This window comes from Halomonas sp. AOP7-B1-5, assembly GCF_052353045.1.
Taxonomy (GTDB): Bacteria; Pseudomonadota; Gammaproteobacteria; order Pseudomonadales; family Halomonadaceae; genus Vreelandella; species Vreelandella colorata.
In genome coordinates this window covers 1-23,954 of the sequence record NZ_JBQTDC010000039.1, presented here as the reverse complement: position 1 = coordinate 23,954, position 23,954 = coordinate 1, and the positions used below count along the sequence as shown (strand labels likewise).

Annotated in this window: 21 protein-coding genes; 14 read left to right on the top strand and 7 right to left on the bottom strand. The window is 55.1% G+C overall.

Annotated elements, in window-relative coordinates:
- Positions 1–15 precede the first annotated feature (15 nt).
- The 6 genes from ACT3XD_RS16170 to ACT3XD_RS16145 all read left to right on the top strand — a co-directional run bounded on the left by ACT3XD_RS16170 (position 16) and on the right by ACT3XD_RS16145 (position 5,929).
- The gene (locus ACT3XD_RS16170; RefSeq protein WP_193053444.1) at positions 16–1,152 is read left to right on the top strand and encodes a mandelate racemase/muconate lactonizing enzyme family protein; all 1,137 of its coding nucleotides are present in this window, start codon (positions 16–18) and stop codon (positions 1,150–1,152) included.
- 2 nt (positions 1,153–1,154) lie between these two features.
- Positions 1,155–2,015 carry an amidohydrolase family protein gene (locus ACT3XD_RS16165; protein ID WP_193053445.1) on the top strand — a complete coding sequence of 287 codons (861 nt, stop codon included), beginning with the start codon at positions 1,155–1,157 and terminating at the stop codon, positions 2,013–2,015.
- Positions 2,016–2,086: 71 nt separating this feature from the next.
- Complete coding sequence (locus ACT3XD_RS16160) at positions 2,087–2,890, top strand: NAD-dependent epimerase/dehydratase family protein (protein WP_193053446.1); 804 nt, start codon at positions 2,087–2,089, stop codon at positions 2,888–2,890.
- Between the two features lie 63 nt (positions 2,891–2,953).
- Positions 2,954–3,703 (top strand): FadR/GntR family transcriptional regulator, encoded by a 750-nt coding sequence (locus tag ACT3XD_RS16155; protein WP_226912116.1) that lies wholly within the window; start codon positions 2,954–2,956, stop codon positions 3,701–3,703.
- A 154-nt stretch (positions 3,704–3,857) separates the two neighbouring features.
- A complete protein-coding gene (locus ACT3XD_RS16150; protein WP_193053460.1) occupies positions 3,858–4,871 on the top strand; it encodes an Ldh family oxidoreductase in 1,014 nt (337 codons plus the stop codon).
- Between the two features lie 110 nt (positions 4,872–4,981).
- Complete coding sequence (locus ACT3XD_RS16145) at positions 4,982–5,929, top strand: AEC family transporter (protein ID WP_193053447.1); 948 nt, start codon at positions 4,982–4,984, stop codon at positions 5,927–5,929.
- Here the strand turns inward: ACT3XD_RS16145 and ACT3XD_RS16140 are convergent.
- Positions 5,926–7,311: an aminotransferase-like domain-containing protein gene (locus ACT3XD_RS16140; protein ID WP_193053448.1), complete on the bottom strand. Its 1,386-nt coding sequence runs from the start codon at positions 7,309–7,311 to the stop codon at positions 5,926–5,928. The two genes, ACT3XD_RS16145 and ACT3XD_RS16140, sit on opposite strands and share 4 nt — an antisense overlap.
- A 135-nt stretch (positions 7,312–7,446) precedes the next feature.
- Between ACT3XD_RS16140 and ACT3XD_RS16135 the strand changes: the two genes are divergently transcribed.
- Positions 7,447–8,619, top strand: coding sequence for an MFS transporter (locus tag ACT3XD_RS16135; RefSeq protein ID WP_328515003.1), 1,173 nt, complete (start codon positions 7,447–7,449; stop codon positions 8,617–8,619).
- Here the strand turns inward: ACT3XD_RS16135 and ACT3XD_RS16130 are convergent.
- Complete coding sequence (locus tag ACT3XD_RS16130) at positions 8,616–9,551, bottom strand: cation diffusion facilitator family transporter (protein ID WP_193053449.1); 936 nt, start codon at positions 9,549–9,551, stop codon at positions 8,616–8,618. The two genes, ACT3XD_RS16135 and ACT3XD_RS16130, sit on opposite strands and share 4 nt — an antisense overlap.
- 98 nt (positions 9,552–9,649) lie before the next feature.
- On the opposite strand from ACT3XD_RS16130, the gene ACT3XD_RS16125 reads away from it, so the two are divergent.
- From ACT3XD_RS16125 to ACT3XD_RS16115, 3 genes are all read left to right on the top strand, one after another.
- Positions 9,650–10,210 carry a GNAT family N-acetyltransferase gene (locus ACT3XD_RS16125; RefSeq protein ID WP_193053450.1) on the top strand — a complete coding sequence of 187 codons (561 nt, stop codon included), beginning with the start codon at positions 9,650–9,652 and terminating at the stop codon, positions 10,208–10,210.
- A gap of 110 nt (positions 10,211–10,320) precedes the next feature.
- Positions 10,321–11,157: an alpha/beta fold hydrolase gene (locus ACT3XD_RS16120; RefSeq protein ID WP_193053451.1), complete on the top strand. Its 837-nt coding sequence runs from the start codon at positions 10,321–10,323 to the stop codon at positions 11,155–11,157.
- An 86-nt stretch (positions 11,158–11,243) separates the two neighbouring features.
- Positions 11,244–11,975, top strand: a complete 732-nt coding sequence (locus tag ACT3XD_RS16115; RefSeq protein ID WP_193053452.1) for an ABC transporter substrate-binding protein — start codon at positions 11,244–11,246, stop codon at positions 11,973–11,975.
- A gap of 69 nt (positions 11,976–12,044) precedes the next feature.
- Here the strand turns inward: ACT3XD_RS16115 and nirD are convergent, their stop codons facing one another.
- Genes nirD through ACT3XD_RS16100 form a run of 3 tightly spaced genes read right to left on the bottom strand, consistent with a single transcriptional unit; the run spans position 12,045 to position 16,257 of the window.
- Positions 12,045–12,434: a nitrite reductase small subunit NirD gene (gene nirD, locus ACT3XD_RS16110; RefSeq protein WP_193053453.1), complete on the bottom strand. Its 390-nt coding sequence runs from the start codon at positions 12,432–12,434 to the stop codon at positions 12,045–12,047.
- 26 nt (positions 12,435–12,460) lie between these two features.
- Entirely contained in the window at positions 12,461–14,971 is a 2,511-nt protein-coding gene (gene nirB / locus ACT3XD_RS16105) for a nitrite reductase large subunit NirB (protein ID WP_193053454.1), read from the bottom strand.
- A gap of 2 nt (positions 14,972–14,973) precedes the next feature.
- Complete coding sequence (locus tag ACT3XD_RS16100; RefSeq protein WP_193053455.1) at positions 14,974–16,257, bottom strand: NAD(P)/FAD-dependent oxidoreductase; 1,284 nt, start codon at positions 16,255–16,257, stop codon at positions 14,974–14,976.
- Positions 16,258–17,051: 794 nt separating this feature from the next.
- On the opposite strand from ACT3XD_RS16100, the gene ACT3XD_RS16095 reads away from it, so the two are divergent.
- Both ACT3XD_RS16095 and cobA read left to right on the top strand, forming a co-directional pair.
- Complete coding sequence (locus ACT3XD_RS16095) at positions 17,052–19,787, top strand: nitrate reductase (protein WP_193092694.1); 2,736 nt, start codon at positions 17,052–17,054, stop codon at positions 19,785–19,787.
- Entirely contained in the window at positions 19,747–20,661 is a 915-nt protein-coding gene (gene cobA / locus ACT3XD_RS16090) for a uroporphyrinogen-III C-methyltransferase (RefSeq protein WP_193092695.1), read from the top strand. Before ACT3XD_RS16095 ends, cobA begins: the two co-directional genes overlap by 41 nt.
- Here the strand turns inward: cobA and ACT3XD_RS16085 are convergent.
- Positions 20,626–21,885, bottom strand: coding sequence for an MFS transporter (locus ACT3XD_RS16085; protein WP_193092696.1), 1,260 nt, complete (start codon positions 21,883–21,885; stop codon positions 20,626–20,628). The two genes, cobA and ACT3XD_RS16085, sit on opposite strands and share 36 nt — an antisense overlap.
- Positions 21,886–22,082: 197 nt before the next feature.
- Between ACT3XD_RS16085 and dkgB the strand changes: the two genes are divergently transcribed.
- Positions 22,083–22,901 (top strand): 2,5-didehydrogluconate reductase DkgB, encoded by an 819-nt coding sequence (gene dkgB / locus ACT3XD_RS16080; RefSeq protein ID WP_193092697.1) that lies wholly within the window; start codon positions 22,083–22,085, stop codon positions 22,899–22,901.
- Between the two features lie 114 nt (positions 22,902–23,015).
- Positions 23,016–23,162: an alternative ribosome rescue factor ArfA gene (arfA, locus tag ACT3XD_RS16075; RefSeq protein ID WP_018917849.1), complete on the top strand. Its 147-nt coding sequence runs from the start codon at positions 23,016–23,018 to the stop codon at positions 23,160–23,162.
- A gap of 351 nt (positions 23,163–23,513) precedes the next feature.
- Here the strand turns inward: arfA and ACT3XD_RS16070 are convergent.
- Positions 23,514–23,954: response regulator transcription factor (locus ACT3XD_RS16070; protein WP_444280610.1), on the bottom strand; the 441-nt coding region annotated here is incomplete at its 5' end.

The window sequence follows — 23,954 nt, the reverse complement described above, 5'->3', positions numbered from 1 at the left end:
ACAGGAAAATCAGCCATGAGAATAGAAGCGGTCAAGACTTATATTCTGGATCATAAGCTTGAAACAGCGTTTGAAAGTGCTTCGATGTCATTCACGCGCCGCCAGCACTGCTTAGTCGAAATCATTTGTGAAGACGGCACCATTGGGTGGGGCGAGTGCTTGGGGCCTGCCAAGCCCAATGCGGCCATTGTCCAGGTATACGCCCAGGCGCTGATTGGCGAAGACCCGCTGCAAACAGAGAAAGTATGGCTTAACCTTTATAATCGGCTGCGTGATCAGGGCCAGCGTGGCTTAACCATGACTGCTCTGAGCGGTATCGATATTGCGCTTTGGGACATCAAGGGCAAGCACTTCGGCGTACCTGTTTCCACGCTGCTTGGTGGGAGGTTCCGTGAATCTGTGCGCGCCTATGCCACCGGCTCGTTTTGCCGCGAGGGTGTTGAGCGTGTCAGCGACGTAGCGGCGGAAGTAGCGCGCTATCGTCACGAAGGCTTTCATGCCGTAAAGATCAAGATCGGCTTTGATGTTGAAGAAGATCTGAAAGTGATTGAGGCCGTGCGTGAAGCAATCGGGCCGGATGTGCGCCTTATGATTGATGCCAATCACGGCTACGATTATCTGGAAGCCATCGAGGTAGGCCAGCGTGCGGCGGCGTTTGGTATCGACTGGTTTGAAGAGCCGGTACTCCCTGAGCAGATTGAGACTTACCAAGCGGTAAGAGCGAGCCAGCCCATTCCCGTGGCAAGTGGCGAGAACTGGCACGGCCGCTACGCCATGCAGGAGCCGCTTGCACGCAGGGCTATCGATATCATCCAGCCGGATATCTGTGGCGTCGGCGGCTTTAGCGAAATGCGCCGAATTGCAGATATGGCCGCCATGCACGGCGTGCGCTTAGTGCCTCACGTATGGGGAACCGCAGTATGCCTGGCGGCGAGCCTTCAGTTTATGGCTGCACTGCCGCCCAATCCGCCACGGCGCTCGCCACTTGAACCCATCATGGAGTTTGACCGCACTGAAAATCCATTTCGTCAGGCCGTGGTTAAAACGCCCCTAGAGCATCACCAGGGGGTTATGAACATTCCCGATGGCCCTGGCTTGGGGATTGAAATCAACCGCGATGCGCTGATTACCTATGCTTTGAAGGAGTTTTGAGTATGTCCATCCCAGCCAACACGCGTCCACTGGAAGGGGGCGCGCCGCGTTTGAAAGTGCCGGCTGGCGCGACCGACTGCCATATGCATTTGTATCTGCCGGGCTACACCGCACAGCCTGGCGGCCCCGATGTTAAAGAACTGGCGACGGTTGAAAATTATCAAGTAGTACAGCGCAGGCTCTCGCTTGAGCGCGTGGTTGTTACCCAGTCCAATGCTTATCAATTTGATAACAGGGCCGTGCTTGAAGGCGTTACCCAAATCGGGCAGGCAAATGCACGTGCGATTGTTGCCGTCAGGCCTGATGCTACGGAGGCAGATATTGATGCCTTTCATTCTCAAGGTGCCCGGGGCGCCCGTATCATGCAGCTTCCCGGTGGTGCCGTGGGGATGGATCAATTGAGCGACGTTGAAGCGCGCATTCGGCCACTTGGTTGGCACTTGATGGTGCAGTTCAACGGCCGAATGATCAACGACTATATGGCCACTCTCAAGGCCATCCAAACCGACTATATCATTGACCACATTGGCAAATTCATGGATCCCGTAGCGGCTGATGATGAACGCGTAGACCGTATTGTCGAGTTGCTCGACCGGGGCAACGCGTGGATAAAAATATGCGGGGCGTATGAGACCAGTCTAACCGGCGGTCCGGGGTATAACGATGTAGGGCCTGTTGCCAAACGGCTTATTGAGCATGCGCCCGAGCGCGTGCTATGGGGCTCAAATTGGCCGCATGTGGGGGTGCCCCGGGAACGCTATCCTGATGACGCCGAGCAGCTTGATGTACTTTTGGATTGGGCCTCTGACAGCGTCCAGCAAAAAATTCTGGTTGATAACCCGGCCAAGCTTTACGGCTTTTAGATTTCAATTTTGATGGATATCACCTTCGCTCAATGCCAACAAGGCAAACAACAGACTAAGCAGGAGATAGCATGTTTAATCGTATTCTAGTGACTGGGGCGGCTGGCGGATTGGGGAAAAGTTTGCGTCCGCATCTTGCCGGGTTTGCCAAGCATGTCCGCCTTTCGGATATTGCACCTCTGGACAATGCTCAGCCAGGTGAGGAACTGATCCAGGCGGATCTCAGCGATCAACAGGCTGTAGCCGAGCTGGTACGAGGATGCGATGGCATCATTCATCTGGGCGGGATGTCGGTTGAAAGTCCCTGGAATGATATATTGAATGCCAATATTATTGGTACTTACAATCTTTTTGAAGCCGCACGGCTTAATGGTAAACCGCGTATCGTGTTTGCTAGTTCCAACCATGCGATAGGCTTTTATAAGCGCCATCAGCGAATAGATAATCAGGTTCCTCAGCGGCCGGATTCGCTTTACGGCGTCTCAAAATGCTTTGGCGAAAATCTGGCCAGTCTCTATCACGATAAGTTTGGTGTCGAGACACTTAGCGTGCGCATTGGCTCCTGTTTTGACAAGCCCGTTGATACTCGCATGATGGCCACTTGGCTGAGCCTGAATGACTTCATTAGCCTGTTAAAACGTGCCTTTACAACCCCTCGGCTGGAGCATACCGTGGTTTATGGGGCATCTGACAATGCTGAACAGTGGTGGGATAATACTCATGCCGGTTTCCTTGGCTGGGTTCCAAAAGATAGCTCTGAACCCTGGCGGGAAGAGACGGAACAGCGCGATCGTAATCTTGACTGCGATGATGTTGCCGTGCGTTATCACGGTGGCAAATTTGCTGCTATTGGTCATCCAGACGATAGCCAATAGCACATAGAGCGCTGGTTGTACGTTATGGTGCAACTGGATATATACATGGAAAGGATAACAGGCATGGCCAAGCAAACGCCTACTATGGCGTCGTTTCAGGTTAACCGGATCGCTCAGCAGGGCAGTTTATCTGTTCACGTAGCGAACCAGTTGGAGACGCTGATTACCCAGGGGAAAGTGGCGGTTGGCGATAAGCTGCCTACCGAAAATAGCCTGTGTGAATCTTTTGGCGTTAGCCGCACGGTCATTCGCGAAGCTATCACTCATCTCAAGTCTCTGGGATTGGTTGAAACACGCCGTGGTGTCGGCACGTCGGTCTTGCGTTCCTCTAAAGTGGAGGCGCTTCCAGCCGAGCGTATCAATCCCACTACGGTGGAAGACATTCTCTATCTTCTGGAGCTTCGCTTAACGCTTGAGCCCGCCGCGGCGGAACTTGCTGCCTTACGCTACGATGCTGAAGACCAGAAGCGGCTGGAAGCGCAACACCAAGCGTTTGCCAACGCGTACGCCACTCAGTCGCAAGCTCGAGAAGAGGATTACCTGTTCCATTTTGCTATTGCTACGGCGACTAAAAATCCTTTCTTCAAATCGTTCTACGAACAGTGGAGCCAAAGCGTTATCCCTCGCGCCAAACTGCTGAGTAACGATATCAATCCGCTCTCATCCCAACGCTACCTGGAGCGGGTACAGGAAGAGCATGCGCATATCCTTAACGCTATCCTTGCTCGTGACGGCAGCGCCGCACGAGAAATGATGCACCAGCATCTTAGCCGTGCGCGTGATACCTACGCGCAGTACCGCGATCAGGCGTAGCGAGCTATGGGCATCTTCGGGTGTTTACTGCAGCAGAGCGTCGTCATGGGATGGGATGCGCAACATTGATTCAATGATGAACAGACTCCTAAGCAGGTAAGCAATTACCTGCTTTTTTAACGCCTCTATCTAATAAAAATGAAGAGAGTTGATGATGAGCGAAGAGATTACCCTATCGCTTAAGGATGCTGAATCCTTGAGCCTGAACGTACTTCAGCATAATGGTTATAACCAGGCCCATGCAGAAGCCATTACGCGCAATGTGCTGACGGTTCAGCGCGATGAATGCCATTCCCATGGTTTATATCGCCTGATCGGCTGTGTTCAAACGGCGCTCAATGGCGGCGTTGATACGCATGCCGTACCGGAAGTAATTGATCAAGCGCCCAGCGTGGTTAAGGTCAATGCCCGCCAGGGTAACTCCTTGTTAGCGTTTGAAATGGGTAAAGAACAGCTTGTAGAAAAAGCCAGGCAAACAGGGCTAGCCGCGCTGGCGATCAATAACGCCTTTCACTTTTCAGCCCTATGGCCTGAGGTCGAGGCCCTTTCAAGTGAAGGGCTCATTGGCATTGCCATGACCCCCAGCCACGCTTTTGTAGCGCCAGCGGGTGGCACGAAGCCTTTGTTGGGCACCAACCCTATCGCGTTTTCCTGGCCACGTCCGGGTAGCGCGCCGTATACGTTTGATTTTGCGACCAGTGTGGTGGCGCGCGGTGAGATTGAACTGTATAAGCGCGCAGGCAAACAGATTCCCACAGGCTGGGCAATTGATGCTCAAGGTGAAGCGACGACCAGCCCTGTAGATGCGCTGGCGGGGGCGATGCTCACGTTTGGCGGGTATAAGGGTTCGGCGCTGTCTACCATGATTGAGCTATTGGCCGGGCCGCTAATTGGTGATGTGTTGGGCCATGAAACCCAGCCCGCCAACGAACAGAAAACCGGTAAGCCGTTTCATGGTGAGCTGATTATCGCCATATCGCCGGACGTTTTCTTGGGCCAGGATGCTGCTCGTCATCTTCAGCATGCTGAAGTGCTGTTTGAAAACATTTTAGGCCAGGGCGCTCGGCTACCCTCACAGCGCCGTTTTGAGGCCCGAGAAAATAGCCTGCGTGATGGTATCACCCTACCCAAAGCGCTTTATAATGAGCTTATCGCACTGACCCATTGATTCATCGAGAGTAAATAGCACTGTCGTTATACGATAGCGCTTTTATGATCTGCTTTATATTGTCAGAAACAGACACTTCATGAGGATCAACGCTCGTATGGATACACCGCATGTTTGAAGTTGCCGCCATCATCATGCCTATCTTTTTATTGATTGCTGTTGGCTATTTTTCCATGCGGATCCGTATTCTCAACCGCGAGCAAATGCAGGGAGTGGGCCGATTTGTGCTGTATATCGCCCTCCCTGCACTGTTAATCCGCGCCATTACCCAGAACCCTCTGGAAGAAGTTTTCAATATCAACTACCTGCTGGCCTACGGGCTAGGCTCGCTGGGTGTTTTCGGATTGGCGCTTGGGTACACCGTCATGCTGAAAAAACAGCCGCTGACCACCGGAAGTATCAGCGCGCTGGGGATGTCGATGTCCAATAGCGCGTTTAGTGGCTACCCGGTCGCGGTGATGATTATCGGCCCGCCTGCGGCTAATTTTTTAGCTTTGAATATGATCATCGAGAACCTGCTGATCATTCCGCTAGCGCTTATCCTAGCCGAAACGGGTCAGCAGGCCGGTCGCGGCGTTATGAAATCACTCCAGAAAACGCTCAAGCAACTGGTTAAAAATCCCATCCTCATTGGCCTGTTTATCGGAGTTCTGATCGCCGTTACCGATACACATCTGCCTACTTCGGTTATCCAGGCGGTTGATATGTTGGCAAAAGCGGCGGGCCCTGCCGCGCTATTTGCGATTGGCGGCGCGCTCTATGGCCTGCAAATTCGCGGCGTAGTGGGGGAGGTGAGCCAGATCGTTACGGGTAAGCTCATCATTCATCCACTGGGTGTCTTGATCTGCATGTGGCTGATTGCGGGCAATGACGCTTTACTGATTGCCGGTGGCTTACTGTTTGCAGGCGCTCCCATGGCAAGTGTCTATCCGTTGCTAGGCCAACGTTATGGTATGGGCAACGTAGCGGCAGGCGCCTTGATGGCGGGCACGCTCATGTTCTTTATCACCATTAGCATTATCGTTGGCTTGATGACCTATTTCGGCGTGTTGGCTTAACGGCTATTAGCTTCAATAAACGCTTTGGCTCTAGGGTCCTGCATATAGGAAACGTTGAGACGCAACCAGGGGGTTGTCGCATTGTCGGGTAGGAATAGATGGCTCGGCGAAAGCATGATTTCGTAGCGCTGTGCAGCTGCCTTAAGCGTTTCATCATCCGTGGGTGGCTTGGCCCAGACAAACATACCGCCCGCCGGTTCGGTAAACACTTCCCACCCTGATTTTCTTAGTAGCGTTAATGCTAGTGCCATCTGATTGGAAAGCCGGGTTCTTAATCGTTCAGTGAGTTTTCGATAACTGCCGTTTTGCAGCAGCATAACCAGTACCTGTTCTGAAAACAGTGATGCAGAAATGCTGGTCAGCATTTTGATATCTACCAGGCGTTGTACTAGATCCGGGGGAGTAGCGATAAAACCCACGCGAAGTGACGAGGAAAGAGTTTTTGAAAAGCTGGCTAAATAGATAACACGTTTAAGCCCGTCAAGGGCTGCTAACCGTGTGGTTGGAGTATGCTGAAAATCAGCATAAATATCGTCTTCAATGATCCTGAAATCATACTGCTCGGCAAGCTGTAAAACGCGGTGCGCTACGGCGGGAGTCAATGTGCTGCCGGTAGGATTGTGGAAAACGCTATTAATGTAGAAAAGTTTGGGTTGGTGGTGGGCTAACAAACCTTCCAGGCGCTCGATATCGGGCCCATCGGCTAAGCGGGGGACCCCAATCACGCGAATGCGCTGCAAATGCAGTAGCCCAAACAGGTTGTAATAACCGGGTGATTCCACAAATACAACATCGCCGGGCTCAAGCAGCAAACGTACTAACAGATCTAGAGAATGGCTACCGCTGTTGGTTGTCACGATCTGTTGGGCATCTGCGGTAATCGCAAGCGGGCGCAGGCGCTCTTGTAGCAGACGGCGTAAGGTTAAAAGCCCGTGCGGCGTACTGTATTCAAAAATTCCTGAGCGGCTGTGACGGGTAACTTGGCGGATAGCGTAGGTAAGATCGTCGCTCTCGCGCCAAGTGTTGGGCAACCACCCACAGCCGAGCTTGAGGGTGTTCTCTTCTGCGCCGAAAAGCCCCCATAGTCCATTGGTGACTTCCTGTAGCGGGCTAGAAGCGCGCTGTTGGTTGGTCTGTACGGCGACGCTATCCGCAACATAGAAGCCTGAGCCGGGTTTTGAGCGAATTAAACCTGACGACACTAGTCGTTCGTAGGCATCGATGACCGCATTACGGCTGATGTTATGTGTCGCTGCCAAGCGGCGTATTGAAGGTAAACGAAGACCGCCGCCTGCGCCGTTGTGTTGAATCCACTGGCGAAGGCTTTCTTCCAGCTGTTGAGCCATGGGGGTGGCAGCGTGTCGGTCAACCTGTAGTTTCATAAGCGCCCTTGTTGCCCTCAACTGTTCTTCAAAATGGCAGAACAGTGCCTGGGTAATAATGGCTGAGTGTACCTTATCCCGGTTCTTTAAGAGTGCGAACGTAACGGCTCACATGAAAACTGAGGCAGGTACAAAGTGACGAGACGATCGAACGCCCTCAAGCTGGCTTTTGCGCTGTGCATGATTACCACGGCGGTCAATTTACAAGCACCGCTTTATGAAGCATTAGCGGCTCGTGATGGCTTGGGCGTTGGCGCAACAACACTCGCTTTTGCCTGTTATGTAGCGGGTATTATGCCGGTATTGTTGGGGCTTAATGGTTTGTCTGAGCGGGTAGGCTGCAAGCCGTTGATTATTGCTGCACTGCTCTTATGCCTTGTGGCTACTTCCCTAACATTGATCGTGCCAGGTTTAGTGACCCTGGGAGCGGCTCGGTTTTTACTCGGAATAGGCACCGCCCTGACGTCAGCGGTTGCGCCAACCTACATGCACCGGCTGCTCACTGGCGGGGATAGCAGCATGGCAACCAAGTACGTGACAACCAGTACTGCGATGGGATTTGGCCTGGGGGCGGCGGTTACCAGCTTGTTTATCTTCCATACACCCAGCATAACGCCACCCAGCTTATGGTTGTATTTGGGTGCTGGCGTCGTCGCATTAGTGGCCGTTAGTACACTGAAAAACACGGCCCCAAACCCTAACAAGTGCGCGATGCTGCGACTACCCAGCTACCCACCCGGTACGCTCGGCTATGGGTTGGCCATTTTGCTTGCCTGGGCAACGGTGGGGCTGGTGATTGCTATTTTGCCTTCTGCATTACATGCGCACGGTTTAACGGCCTGGAGCGGCTTTGCTACGTTCGGTATTTGTAGCTGTGGGGTGTTATTTCAACCTTGGGCAAGAGCGCTGCGGCCAGCTCATTCCACAGTGCTGGGTCTTGTCATCTTACCGATCGCCTACACAGTGATCGCCTGGGGAGCGGTTCAGGGAATGCTTGTGGCTGTGTTGGTCGGAACGGTTGCCGCTAGTAGCGCCTGTTACGGGTTTATCTATCTAGGTGGCTTGAAGGGAGTGCTGGAAATAGCCAAAGCGGCGTCCACCCAGGTAAGCGCAGGCTATTTTTTGATGGCCTACATAGGATTTAGTCTGCCGGTAATTACCACCGGCGCTTTAATTGATGCCGTAGGCCATGTGGCCGCTTTAACCATCTTTGGGCTAGCGCTATCAATGGGCGCCATCACTACCATTGGCCTGCTGCTAATCAGTCAGGCTAGGTATTCGCAGCATCCGTCAGGCATTAGCTTTTAAGGCGTCCTATCAATCAGCAATCCACAGGAAGGCGCGGCCCAGTGTGTATTGGCGGTAAACACCACATCGCACACCACCGGCGAATAGCAGCGGCGTATCTCATCATCAATACGTTCACGTAGAGCGTCTTGTGCCTTTAACGAGGCGCCGGTGCCTTCTTCGGGCAGAACAATGTGTACCATGACATAAAGCAAGCGGCCGGGCCGCACCATGCGAACACGAACCTCCTGGGTATGCGCGCCTGCCAGCGCCGTGGAGATGGCTTGTCGCACGGGAGCGGCAATGGTTTCATCAGGTGTTTTATTGAGCAGCTCTTTGAGCGCCTGGGACGCCATACGCACGGGTACGCCCAAGCAAAGCAACACCACTGCCATGACCAGAACGGAATCGACATACGCCACCACGTTGTTCCAGTTCAGCCACTCAAACACCATAACCATACAAAACGCTGCGAGTACTGCGGCGGAAATGATGCTATTGACTACCCAATTGAGTTTGTCAGCCGCAATTAGCGGACTATGAGTATAGCGCTGGCTACGATGCATAACCCACGCGGTCACCGAGCAGGCAAGCGTCGCAAACAGCGCGTAGATAACGGCAAGGCCTGCAGCAATTTCCCGACCACCTGTCAGTAAAGCGGCAATGGCGTCCACCAAGGCAAAGACGGATACCCCTAGAATCAGTAGCCCTTTGCATAGGTTAACCAGCGACTCGAAGTAACTGTAACCAAACGGGTAGGATTCGCTATCAGGGCGGCTGGCTAGTTTACTTACCTTGATCGTCACCAACGCTACGCTAAAGTAGATAAGGTTAAATAACCCATCGAGCAAAATAGCCTGGGAATTAGAGGCTAGCGTGGCGGTAATGCCGGCACAGCCGATTAAGAGTGCCATAAAGGCGGAAAATGCCAGCGTGCGTGCTTCTGTCTTCATGAATGTATTGGCTCCAACGCCATTCGTAGAACCCGCAAGCATAGCAATATTGATAGCTTATTCACTAACGATAGCGGCGCCCACAAGGACGAACGGCGATGACTCCACAAAGAGATGTACGTATTCGCCATACCAAGGATTTAACCTTCAGCCTGTTAACCCCGGAAGATGCCTTTGAACTGTTGGCGTTTGAGACCGCAGAGCGGGCGTGGTTTGAGCAGCATATCGAAGCGCGCAGGAAGCAGTTTTATACCCCGCATGGTGTGTCACAGCATATTGTTGAGTGTCTGGCACTCAATGCTCATGGGCGTATGAGCCCTCAGCTTATTCGCCATAAAGGCGTCATTATCGGGCTCGCCAATCTGCGTGATATTGATCAGGGCAGTGCTCAGGTCGGCTATCGCCTTGCTGAAAACGCCTGCGGGCAGGGAATCGCCCAAAAAGCGCTTCATCACCTGATGAAAGAGGCCCGCTGTATTTATGGTCTGGACACGCTGACAGCGACCGTTTCGGTTGAAAACAAGGCATCTCAGCGCGTGCTCGAAAAAGCCAAGTTCACATTAGTTGAAAAACTGTCGGCTTATTCTCACGTAGCCGATCAGCACCTGGAGTGCTTGGTGTATCAATGTGCGCTAAGGGAAAAGATTGAATGCCCGTAAGTTCAAGCTGTTCCCATACGGGCTGATCGTCTTTTGGTAAGTGGTAATAACGTGTACTAACCTTTAAACGCATTAATGGACAAACATTACGCCAACGGGAGGGTTTAACAATGCCTATGCTGAGCGTCGGCACGGAGCAGGGTACGCCGGTAGAGCTTTATTACGAAGTATACGGAGCAGGTAAGCCCGTGGTACTTATCCACGGCTGGCCATTGAGCGGCCGTTCCTGGGAAAAGCAGGTGCCCGCCCTGGTAGAAGCAGGCTACAAGGTTATTACTTACGACCGCCGTGGGTTTGGCTGGTCCACCCAGGCAGATGGCGGGTACGACTACGATACGCTGGCCGCCGACCTGAAAAAGCTGATTGATACGCTTGATCTTAACGATGCCACACTGGTGGGCTTTTCCATGGGCGGTGGAGAAGTGGCCCGCTATATTGGAAGCTACGGCACTGGCCGCGTGACGAAAGGCGTATTTGCCGCTGCCGTTCCGCCTTACCTGTATAAGGCAGATGATAACCCGGATGGTGGGTTGGATGACGCGACCATTAACGGGTTTTTGGACGGTGTTCGCGGTGACCGGATCGCATTTCTGGAAGACTTCACCAAGGATTTTTTCTCAACCTCTGATAACAGTGACTTAATCAGCGAGCCAAATCGACTCTATCATCGCGATATCGCCGCCTTTGCCTCGCCACTAGCCACCTATGAATGCGTCAAAGCGTTTAGCTATACCGACTTTCGCAAAGACCTGCCCAAAATCGACGTGCCTACGCTGATACTCCATGGCGACGGCGATCAAATTGTACCGTTTGAGGTCAGCGGCAAACGCGCCGCCGAGCTTTTACCTGAGGCGAAAACGCATATTATTAAGGGTGGCCCACATGCGATTAACGCAACTCATGCTGATGAGTTTAATAAAGTGCTGATCGATTTTATCAAGAGCTGATTAAACGATTATCTTGCCGTTAGCGCCGCCCCCGGGGCGGCGTTTTTAATGGCGGAGCATTAAAGCGCTAACACCAGGAGTTAACGATGAGTGACGCATCAGCGTTAAGAAAAGTAATGGCACCTACTGGCGTACTGCGCGCCACCATCAATGTCGGTAATCCTGTTCTGGCAGGGCTTGATGTCGAGCACCAGCCGTTTGGTGTGTCGGTTGATCTGGCAACATTGATTGCACATAGACTGGAGGTCGAGCTTGAACTTCAGGTGGTTGCCTCTGCGGGTGAGGCCGTTGACGTTGTCAGCCGAGAGGAAGCCGATATGGGCTTTTTTGCGCTCGACCCCAGGCGCGGCGAGAGCATCGAATTTACCGCACCCTATGTATTCATTGAGGGGTGTTACCTGGTCCGTGAAGACTCTCCGATCACGGCGCAGGAAGAGGTAGATCGCCTCGGGCAGCGTATCGTGGTGGGTAAAGGCAGCGCTTATGATCTGTACCTAAGCCGCACCATTGAACAGGCCGAGCTGGTCAGAGCCCCCACGTCGCCCAAGGTGGTGGCGTTCTTTAGAGAGCATCAGTTGGATATCGCCGCAGGCGTTAAGCAGCAGCTGGAAGCCGGTATCGAAGAGTTTGGTGGCATGCGGTTACTGCCCGGCCACTTCATGACCATTCAGCAGGCCATGGGCGTTCCTAAAGGCCGCTCGCCCGAAGCGGCTGCATTTCTTTCCGCGTTTATTGAAGAAGTCAAAGCGCAAGGTGAGGTAGCCCGTTTGCTGGAGAAGCACGGTGTTCAAGGAGTCTCGGTCGCGCCCAGCGCTTAATGGACTGACGCCAGGCCGCTTGAGTAAGCGGCTTGGCGGATTGATGTTCTTCATCGTTGTTTCTTGGTATCAACCCTCAATCCACACATCAGCTTCTTTAAAGCTCACCTTCCAGGTAGCTAGCGTGACGCTGTCGTCTTCCACGCACTGGCCATCTTCCAAACGAAAGTGCTGCTTGTAAATGGGGGAAGCCACCACGGCGGCGCCCTTTATATCGCCCACAATGCCGTGGGCAATCACATTGGCGTTGGAAAACGGGTCGTGGTGATCAATCGCGTAAAGCTCACGCTCAAAGCCCGGCAAGTAAAATAGCGCGACTTGCGTCGGCCCCTGTGGTGTTTCAAGCCACGCAGCAACCCCGGAAAACGCGACTAGGTCGGTTTTGCTGCACAGTTTATGGCCGGTCGGTGCCTGTCTGCTTTGTGTAACCGTTGCTTGCTTCACTGCGGTAGCGGTCATGGAGTAGCCCTTTAAAGTGATGTTGGTTAGGCAGGCCGTAGCTGGCCGCGCTCACTGGTCATGATGATCGATGGGTCGGGGCGGCTATCGTTGACGTAGCTTCTAAAGCGCTTGAGCTTATCCGGGTCACTGATGGCGCCTGCCCATTCGCACTGATAGTTATCCACCACGGTTTGCATCTGGCGCTCCAGTTCATCACCCATGCCCAAGCTGTCGTTGAGAATCACCTCTTTCAGATACTCCAGCCCGCCTTCCAGGTTTTCCCGCCATACCGAGGTACGCTGCAAGCGATCCGCCGTGCGCACGTAGAACATCAGAAAACGGTCGATGGTGCGGTAGAGGGCTTCGTCGTCAAGATCGGTGGCAAACAGCTCGGCATGGCGTGGGCGCATGCCGCCGTTGCCGCACACGTAGAGGTTCCAGCCGTTTTCGGTGGCGATAATGCCGATATCCTTGCTTTGCGCTTCGGCGCATTCGCGGGTACAGCCTGATACGCCAAATTTGATCTTGTGCGGTGCACGAAGGCCCTTGTAGCGGTTCTCAAGTTTGATCGCCATGCCCACGCTGTCCTGCACGCCGTAGCGACACCAAGTGCTGCCCACGCAGGATTTCACCGTACGCAGCGACTTGCCGTAGGCGTGGCCGGTTTCAAAGCCAGCTTCGATCAGCTCGCCCCAGATATCAGGCAGGTCTTCCAGGCGTGCGCCGAACAGATCAATCCGCTGGCCGCCGGTGATCTTGCTATAAAGGCCGTACTTTTGCGCTACCTGACCCAGCACCACCAGTTTATCCGGTGTAATTTCCCCGCCTGCAATGCGCGGCACGACCGAATAGGTGCCGTTTTTCTGCATATTGGCCATGAAAGTGTCGTTGGTATCCTGAAGCGGGATATGCGCAGCGTCGGTAATCGGCTCGTTAAAGCAGGAGGCGAGAATGGAACCGACCGCAGGCTTGCAGATATCGCAGCCCAAGTGGTGGGTGCTAGGCGCGCCGTGCTTTTCGATCAACTCGCTGAAGGTCTTGATGCCCTCCACGCGCACGATGTCGTAAAGCTCTTGGCGGGTGTGCTGAAAGTGCTCGCAAATCGACTTGTCCACCTCAACGCCGCGTGCGGCCAGCTCATGATCCACCACGCTTTTCAAAAGCGACGCGCAGCCACCGCAGCCGGTGCTGGCGCGGGTGTCACCTTTCACGGATGCCAAGTCGCTGGCGCCTGCGTCAATGGCCGCGCAAATGCTGGCCTTGGTGACGTTATGGCACGAGCAGATCATTGCCGTTTCCGGCAGCGCGTCCGGGCCAAGTGCCGGGGCGGCGCCGCTTTGCGGCAAAATCAATGAGGCGGGCTCTTTGGGCAGCTCGATACCGTTGGCGTAATACTGAAGCAAGGTGTCGTAGACGCTGTTATCGCCCACCAGCATGGCGCCCAAGAGCTTCTTGCCGTCGCTTGAGACCACCATCTTGCGGTAAATCTGGGTAAGTGGGTCAAGGTAGCGAAACATCCGTGCGCCGGGGTTTTGAGTGCCGTGGGCATCGCCAATCGAGCCGACGTCCACACCCAGAAGTTTAAGCTTGGTGCTCATATCGGCACCGGTAAAAGAAGCATCGCCACCGGTGAGCGTCGAAAGCGCTGTCTTTGCCATCTGATAGCCAGGCGCCACCAGGCCAAAAATGCTCTGATTCCACAGCGCCACTTCGCCAATGGCTAAAATCGCCGGGTCGCTGGTTTGGCACTGATCGTTGATCACTACGCCGCCGCGCTCGCCGATCTCCAGGCCGCACTCCCGGGCCAGTTGATCACGCGGGCGAATACCCGCCGAGAACACGATCAGGTCGGTTTCCAGTATTTTGTCATCCTGAAACACCATGCGATGGCGGCTGGCTGCACCATCTTCAATGCGCTGAGTGGCCCGCTCGGTGAGTACCTGAACACCCAAGGCTTCGATTTTTTCGCGCAGCAGCTCGCCGCCCTCGCTATCCACCTGCATGGGCATCAGGCGTGGGGCGAACTCAATCACCGCGGTTTCCAGATTCAATCCGCGCAGTGCGTTGGCCGCTTCCAGACCCAACAGACCGCCGCCCACTACAACGCCGGTGGCCGCACTTTGCGCCGCCTCGCGGATGGCGTCCAGGTCGTCCAGCGTGCGATACACCAGGCAGCCTTCGCGATCGTTACCGGGAATGGGCGGCACGAAAGGGTAAGAGCCGGTGGCCAGTACCAGATGATCATAGGCGTAATGGCCGTGCTCGGTGGCTAGCGTTTTTGCCGCGCGATCGATGGAGATCACCGCTTCGCTGCTGTTGAATGTCACGCCATGGCTTGCGTAGTAGTCGGCATCACACAGGGCCAGCGCTTCGGCGTCGCGGCCCTTGAAGTATTCAGAAAGGTGCACGCGATCATAAGCACGATGGCGCTCTTCGCCAAACACGGTGACGTTCATCTGTGACAGGGCACCGTTTTCAACCAGCTGCTCGACCAGGTGGTGGCCGACCATACCGTTACCAATAATAATCACGTTGCGTTTAGAGGTGATGGACATGGCTAAGCTGCCTCCAGCGTCGATGAGGGAGTGGGTGGGGTATCAAGAAGCAGGGCGTTGGCATCGGCTTCACCAAACAACAACGCCTGGCGGCAGGCGCCCAGATCGGTTTTGGCTAGCGCCTGGGCGAAATACCAGGGGCCGGAATGGGTATCGCCATACAGCACGGCGCCTTCAAGCCTTCCGTTGCGCAGTAACAGGCGGCGGTAGTCGCCGTTTTCCGGGTCGCTGTAATGCAGTACTTCATGTTCTGGCGCGGCCTCCGTGGGGCCAAACGCGTAGAGGGCCAGGCCGCTGATTTTAAGCTTGGTAGCGGTTGGCGCCTCACGATAGCGGACGCTGCCATCGCCACACAGCGTGTTGGCTAACACATCTACCTGGCGCCAGATCGGCTCGACCAGGCCGTAGGTGTGCTGCTCGAACTGGCAACACTCGCCCAATGCATGAATATGCGGGTCGGAGGTAGTGAGCGTGTCATCAACCATGATGGCGCGCTGTGTAGCCAAGCCTGCCTGATGGCCAAGTTCTGCGTTAGGTGTAACGCCGGTTGCCACGATGACGCTTTGGGCAGGCAGGCGCTGGCCATCCTCCAGTACAACGGCGGCCAGGCTTCCCGCGCCGTCGTCTTCAAAATGGCTGATGCGTGCATTGGTTAAGATGGTCAAGCCACGTTGGGTAAGCGTCGTTTCTAGAAGCCCAGCGGCCATGCTATCCAGCTGACGATTCATTAACCGCTTACTTCGCTGTAGAACGCTGACGCTGGCACCCCGCTTGCGAAGCCCTTCAGCGGCCTCGAGCCCCAACAGCCCGCCGCCGACCACGACGCATTCCCCGCCCTGCAAGGCAAACTTTGCGAGCGTGTCGGCATCTTGCAGGGTACGAAACCCATGCACGCCGTTAAGGCCAATGCCGGGTACCTCGGGCAGCGTCGGGCGTGAGCCGGTGGCAATCACCAGGCGGTCATAAGTTAGCGTGCGGCAGGGAGTGACAACGCGCTGTTCTGCACGGTTGATCTCCAGCACGCATTCATTTAAGTGCAGGGTGATACCTTGCTTGGCGTACCACTGCGCATCCCGCAAGGTGAGGGCGCTAGGCGGCATTTCATCGGCGAGCAGTGGCGATAGCAGTATCCGGTTATAAGCGGGAGATGCTTCTGCACCAATCACCGTTATTTGCTGGGGTCGGTGAGGCAATTTAACGACCGCCTCTAGCAGACGCTGGCTCGCCATGCCGTTGCCGATAATGACCAAGTGATCATCAGACGAGCACCGAGAGATAGCGATCATGGGTTGCTCCTTACTGTTTCGCGCTTGGCTGCCAATACCTGTCTACAAAGACCTGGCTACAAATATCTGGCAGCGATAAATGCTGTCGTGGCGCAGCGCTGAAGAAAAAACAATAAAAAAGCCCCTGAGTTAGCGTCCCGGGCAAGTGGATTGCCAGGAAAACCGTATCAGGGGCTTCGTTGCCCGGTAGCTGAGGCCAAACCCGTTCGTGGGTTAAGCACAGAGCAGCCACCGTTGGCTGCCAGCTAGACTTGAATTTATCTAATCAGTACAGGGCAATTAATCAGCCAAACATCGCTCGTTATTTATTTTTATATTACTTATCAATAGGTTGATTTAAATAAATAGGTTGAAGAAAGCGCCTTTTCAGCCGCTTAAGCTCAGCCTGCGCACGCTCTTGGTGCGCTAAGCGGTAAAGATGCACCGAGAGTAGTCAGCGTTTGAAAATAAACTGTCTACACGGTCGGTCGAAAGATATTCTATTGTTTATTAACCTGCTGTTTAAGCTGGTATTTTTATTTTAATAGGCTGGTTGGCGCAGGCCTTGCTATTACCTTGGTAACAAGCAACAAAGCACAGACGGGTTTATCGGCACAATAAAATGCAGCCATCGAGTTTGACGGGCAAATAACAACGCTAACGCCATCAGACGACAGGCCATTAATAAATGTGTCCAATCCCAGCAGTGCGACATTCGGCACCGGTGCAGGTGTCCCTGAGACAACGGCGTCCAGGCAGGCTTCTTATGAGGCTCGCTTGGGCGCTTTTTGCTTTTTAAGCGGGAGGAAATCAGTATGTCCCAGGCCACACGCTCGGCTTGTAAAGCAAACACGACGTGCCCTTATTGCGGTGTCGGCTGCGGCGTAACCGCCACTGTGGCAGGCGGCACAATCAGCGCGGTTGAAGGCGACCGCGACCATCCCGCCAATTTTGGCCGGCTGTGTGTGAAAGGCTCGGCACTGCACGAAACCCTTGGCCACCATGACCGGCTCACCACGCCCTGGGTCGATGGCCAGGCCGTTGACTGGAATGTGGCATTAACCACCTTGGCAGAGCGGTTGCAAACGACTCGCGCAACTTACGGCGCAGAGTCCGTGGGTGCTTACCTTTCAGGTCAGCTATTAACCGAAGATTACTATGTGGCCAATAAGCTGTTTAAAGGCTTTTTAGGCACGCCGCACCTGGATACCAACTCGCGACTCTGCATGGCTTCTGCCGTGGCGGCGTATAAACGCTCGTTGGGCGCAGACGCCGTTCCCTGCAACTATGAAGATATTGAAGAGGCCGAACTGGTGGTGCTGGTGGGCTCGAATCTGGCCTGGAACCACCCGGTGCTTTACCAGCGCTTGAAGGTCGCCAAAACGCGCAATCCGCTGATGCGGGTGGTGGTCATCGACCCGCGCGTGACCGACAGCTGCGAAATTGCCGACCTGTACCTGGGCATCGCACCCGGCAGCGATGCGGTGCTGTTCAATGGCCTGCTGGCCTGGATGGCTGAGAATAACAAGCTGGATCAGCTCTATCTGGATCGTCATACACAAGGTTTCGACGAAGCGCTGCTGGCTGCGAGCCACTGCGACATTGATGACGTGGCGGCGATATGTGATATCGACCCTGAGCGGCTGGAGACCTTTTACTACTGGTTTGCCAGCCAACTCCATGTCGTGACGCTCTACTCCCAGGGCGTCAATCAATCCACCAGCGGTACTGATAAGTGCAATGCGATCATCAACTGCCACCTGGCTGGCGGCAAAATCGGCTTGCCGGGAGCAGGGCCTTTCTCGATTACCGGCCAGCCCAATGCCATGGGCGGGCGCGAAGTGGGCGGGCTTGCCAACCAGCTGGCCGCGCATATGGATTACCACACCCCCGGCGCCCTCGGCCGGGTCACCCGCTTTTGGGCGACGGAAATGTTAATGCCCGAACTGCCCCTGGCGCCTGGCTATAAGGCGATTGAGCTTTTTGACGCGGTTGAGCGGGGCGAAATAAAGGCGCTGTGGATAATGGCCACCAACCCGGCGGTCAGCTTGCCGGATGCCGCCCGCGTGCGGCGTGCGCTTGAAAAGTGCCCGCTGGTGATTGTGTCTGAATGCGCCAGCCATACCGATCTACTGGCCTACGCCGATATCATTCTGCCTGCGACTGGGTGGTCGGAAAAAGACGGCACGGTGACCAACTCCGAGCGGCGTATTTCACGCCAGCGTGGCTTGCTACCCGCGCCAGGCCAAGCGCGTCACGACTGGTGGATTATGTGCGAAGTTGCCAAGCGGTTGGGCTTTAAGGAGGCGTTTGACTATAGCCATCCCCATGAAATTTTTGACGAGCACGCGCGCCTTTCCGGCTTCGAGAATGAGGGGGAGAGCAAACGGCTCTTCGATATTTCCGGTTTGGCGGGGCTTGGGCGAGAGGCCTACGATGCGCTGGCGCCGATTCAGTGGCCGGTTACCTTTTCAGCGCCTCACGGAACGGCGCGGTTGTTTGAAGACGGTGAATTCGCCACGCCTGATGGGCGCGCCAGTTTCATCGCCATAACGCCTCGCCTGCCGGGGCAACGCTTGAGTGACGCCTATCCGCTGCGCCTGAATACCGGGCGTATTCGCGACCAGTGGCACACCATGACACGCACGGCACGTGCGCCCCGGCTGATGAATCATCGCCACGAGCCATTTATCGAACTCCACCCAAGCGATGCCGCGCGCTATGGCATTGGCGATCAGCAGCTGGCAGTATTGTCCGCCGCCAGCGGCGAGTATCGGGGGCGAGTGCGTATCTCAAACGCCCAGCGGCGTGGCGAGGTGTTTATTCCCATGCACTGGAGCGATGCGTTCAGTAAATCGGCGCGTAGCGGCGCCATGCTGGAGGCCATCACCGATCCCGTTTCAGGCCAGCCGGAAGCCAAGCACGGCGCGGTGGCACTGGCGCCGCTGAACACGGCTTGGGAGGCAACGCTGTTGATTGCCCAGCCATTAGGGGATAATAGTCAGGAAGTGCCCGCGTGGTGCAAAAGCGATTACTGGGCGCGCGTACCCATGCAGGGCTGTCAGCGCTGGCAGCTGGCTGATGCAAATCCGGTACATGACTGGCTGGCGCTACTCGCCACGTGGCTACCCGATGAGGCTAGTTTGTGGTGTGAAGACAGCGGTAAGGGTCGCCTGCGCGCTGCGGCTATTGTGCAAGGCAAGCTGCACTGGTGGTTAATGGTTGGCCCGCCGCGCGAATTGCCGGGGCTTGCCTGGCTTGAAGCACGTTTTAACGAAACAGCCATAAGTGATAAGCACCGGCGCCGGCTGCTGGCGGGGTGTGATGATGGCGCAGCGGATACCGGCCCTGTGGTATGCAGCTGCCACCAAGTGGGCCAAACGGCGATTGTTAATGCCATTCGTACCGGTGATAGCAGCGTGGAAGCCTTGGGTGCACGGCTTGCCTGCGGAACCCAGTGCGGTAGTTGTTTGCCTGAATTGAAGTCCCTGATTGAAGAGGAGCGTTCACATGCGCGTGCTAAGCAAGCGTCTACTACACAAGTGGCCTGAGGCTTTGATGTGCTTTACGCAGCGTGTGCTGTCGCCATTTCAGCGCTCCACGCGCAGCGCACCAAGCGTGCCTTCGCTTAAACTACGCGGCGATTGCACGGCCGGGCATGTGTATCTGGTCGGCGCGGGCAGTGGGGATATGGAGCTGTTAACGCTGAAAGCCGCGCGGCTGTTAATGCAGGCTGATGCTATCGTGTATGACCGTTTGGTAGGCGACGATGTGCTGGGGCTGGTTCCGCTTTCCGCCGAGCGCTACTACGTCGGCAAGGCCAGCGGCCATCACAGCATGCCGCAGGCGGAAATTGGCGCCTTGATGGTCAAACTGGCGACCGCCGGCAAATCGGTGGTGCGCTTGAAAGGCGGCGACCCCGGTATATTTGCGCGTATGGGCGAAGAGCTTGCCGCCCTGGCGGATGCCAATGTGCCCGCGCACATTGTGCCCGGCATTACTGCGGCGTCTGCCGCTGCCGCAAGCCTGGGGATTCCGCTCACCGACCGCGGCCACTCTCAGCAGTTGCGCTTTATTACCGCCCAGCTCTGCCGTGAGGGTGGCGCGCCCGACTGGCAAACCCTGGCCCGCCGTGATGAAACCCTGGTGTTTTATATGGGGCTTTCCAAGGTAGAGGCCATTTGTGCAGGGCTACGCCAGGCCGGGCTGCCCGATGAGTGGCCGATCATGCTGGTAGCCAATGCCAGCCTGCCCGAACAGCAGGCGCTGGTGGGTACGCTTAAAGACATGCCCCAACGCCTGGCGGACCATCCGCTGCCGTCACCTTGCGTGATTCTGGTAGGCAGCGTGGTCAGTATGGTGGCGAGCAGCCCCGCGAATGCGCTTGCCTCAGCGGGCATCATCGAAGCGGTCGACCCGGCGTAACGTCGGGAACAGGCGCATCCACAGGCCGACCACCGCCAGCGTGCCCACGCCGCCAATCACCGCGGCGGGCACCACGCCAAACCCGGCCGCCATACTGCCCGCGCGGAACTCGCCCAATTCATTGCTTGAGCCAATAAACAGCATATTGACCGCATTCACCCGGCCGCGCATTTCATCCGGCGTGGCTAGCTGAATCACGGTGGTGCGTACATAAACGCTGATCATGTCGGCCGCACCCGCCACCAGCATGGCAATCATCGATACCCAGAACAGGGTCGAGAACGCGAATACCAGATTCGCCAGACCAAACACGGCCACGGCGGCAAACATCACATGCCCCGCGCGACGCTTGATGCCGCGAACGCCAAGATAAAGCCCCATCAATAGCGCGCCCACCGCAATCGCGCTGCGCAATGCACCCAAGCCTTCCGGGCCCACGTGCAGGACTTCCTGAGCGTAAATGGGCAGCAGTGCCACGACGCCGCCCAGCAGCACGGCAAACAGATCCAAGGATATGGCGCCCAGAATAATCGGCTGATAGCGGATATAGCGAATGCCGGCAGAAAAGCGCTTCCAGGCGGTACTTTCTAGAACCTTGGCTTTCTCGACATAGCGCACCGGTACCAGCACCAGTAAGGCCAGCGCGACGATAAAGCACCCCAAGCACACGGCATAAGCCAGGCTGCCGCCGCCCACACTGTAAAGCACGCCGCCCAGCAAGGGCCCGCTAATCACCGCGACTTTCATGATCGAGCTATTCAGCGCAATGGCCTGAGCAAGCTGAGCGCGGGGCACAATATTGGGCAACATACTTTGCAGCGTCGGGCCGGTAAACGCCCGAGCACAGCCAAACAGAGCCAGCACGGCATAAAATTCAATAACGCTACCGTGATTGGCCTGGGCCAATAAAAGCAGCAGCGCGCTACAAATGCCCTGTACCGCCCAGCTGAGTTGCAGAATGCGCTTGCGCGGAAAGCGGTCGACCACATCGCCTGCGGGCAGCAGTAAAATCACCATAGGCAGAAACTGCGCAAGCCCCACGTAGGCCAGCGACATGGCGTCTCGGGTAATGTCATATACCTGCCAGGCCACCACAATGGCCTGAATCTGCATGGCAAACACTGCCGCTAATCGAGAAAGAAGAAAGCTTAGAAAGCCCGGTTGGCGATGAATGGGAAGCAGCGGGACATCGGTAGCGGCAAGCGTGTCGTTATCGGGGGGCATGGGCGGTATCTTGGTTATTAAAAGAATGTTAGCAAGCGAATTTTCATAATTCTATCGCTTATAGCGCCAAACATGGATCAAAAAGCCCGTACATTACGCTTGGCTAATGGCAAACCGGTTAAGGGCTTTTTTCAACCAGTGGTTGAAGTCACGCGGTGGCTGCCCCATGTTAATTAACACGCTATCAATAGAAAAGGATGTTAATGATGCAAAAAGTTATGCCTAACCCGGGTTTCGGTACTTTTCGCCTGGAAGGCGATACGCTTAAAGAGAGTATCCATGCGGCGCTTGAAGCGGGCTACCGTCATATCGACACTGCCCAGTTTTACGGTAATGAGAAGGGTGTTGGCGAAGCGATTCGTGACAGCAGCGTGCCGCGTGGCGACATCTTTCTGACCACCAAGGTGTGGCACGACAATCTGGCGCCGCAGCGCCTGAAAGAGAGCGTCGATGAAAGCCTAGAAAAGCTCGGCACCGATTACGTTGACCTGCTGCTGATCCACTGGCCATCGCCGGATAACGAAGTGCCGATGAAAGAGTATCTGGCCGCTCTCAAGGAAGTGAAAGCGGTGGGCAAGGCGCGCCATATTGGTGTATCCAACTTCACCATTGAACAGCTTGATAAAGCGGTGGAGATTTTGGGTAAAGGCGAAATCCTCACCAACCAGATTGAAGTGCATCCTTTCCTGCAAAACCGCAAGCTGGTTGAGCGCTGCGAGCATCACGGTATTCAGGTAACGGCCTTTATGCCGCTGGCGGTGGGCAAGGTAATGGACGATGCCACCCTCAAGCAGATCGCTGATGCGCATGGCGTAACGCCTGCGCAAATTGCCCTGGCCTGGGTTAATCAGCGCAACATGATCACGATTCCCTCATCCACCAAGGCACGTAACATTCAAAGCAATATTGCCGCGTTTGATCTTGTATTAAGCGACAGCGAAATGGCCGATATTGCCAAGCTTGATCGCAAGGAGCGCATCGCCAACCCTGACTTTGCACCTAAATGGGATGAGTGATTTTAAATGAGTGCCTGGGAACATTAGGCAGCTCATAATGTCCTAGCGGTGCCTGTTTCAGCAGGCACCGCTTTTATATGAAAGTTGTATAACTCCGCTTTACAGGAAGATTCCATGAAGCAAAAGATTCGCGACAACGCGCTCAAAGCCCAGCTACGCACGCCCATGTTCAAGATGCAGCAGCAAACGCCCAAAAGAGGTAAAGGCAGCTACTCCCGTAAAGGGCGCAAGGCCCAGCGGGGGTATCGCCAAGCCGCTTGATCAGGCGTTTTGGCAATGCTTTTGAAACCATATTAACGTCTTAATCTTTGTACAAAAACTGCTTACACTCGACTATACAGCGTTAAAAATCAGCTCAAGCGTAAGTCCGAACTCGGCTTCCCATCAAAATACTCATTTATGCGCGTAAAATCGCTTGAGAGCCCAGTCCGTTTCCGCTAATTTTTGCCTTGCCTTGCCTTGCCTTGCCTTGCCTTGCCTTGCCTTGCCTTGCCTTGCCTTGCCTTGCCTTGCCTTGCCTTGCCTTGCCTTAGCTCAGCGACGTTTCGCACAATGCCGAATGCATGCCTAAGTCAGACTAATCCGGCGCCAAGACGGGGTTACTGCATAGCACTAGTTCTCGGTGCAAGTAGTTTCAGCGCCAGTAGGCTGGCATGTCTCCAAGCGATAGCCCGACTGGTATATGCTTTTTAGACGTAGGCCATGCTGCCCATCTAATTCGAGTTTGCGCCGAAGACGGCTAACGTGGGTATCGACGGTACGCGTAGAAATATCACCTTTCATTCCCCATATCAGTTCCAGCAAATGTGGACGGGTAAGCAATTCCCCCGTTTTGGAAAAAAACAGGGCTGCAAGGCGGTACTCTCGCTCAGTCAGATTTACGGGCCGCTCATCCAGGTAAACAATACGCTTCTCGATATTGAGCGAATAGGTTTCAGAAAAATTAGCGGCTGTTGTAGAGGGGGTATATCCCATTCGTCGGCTTAATGCATTGACCCTAGCAATCAGCTCTTTGGGTCGGAGAGGCTTGGCCAGGAAATCGTCGGCCCCCTG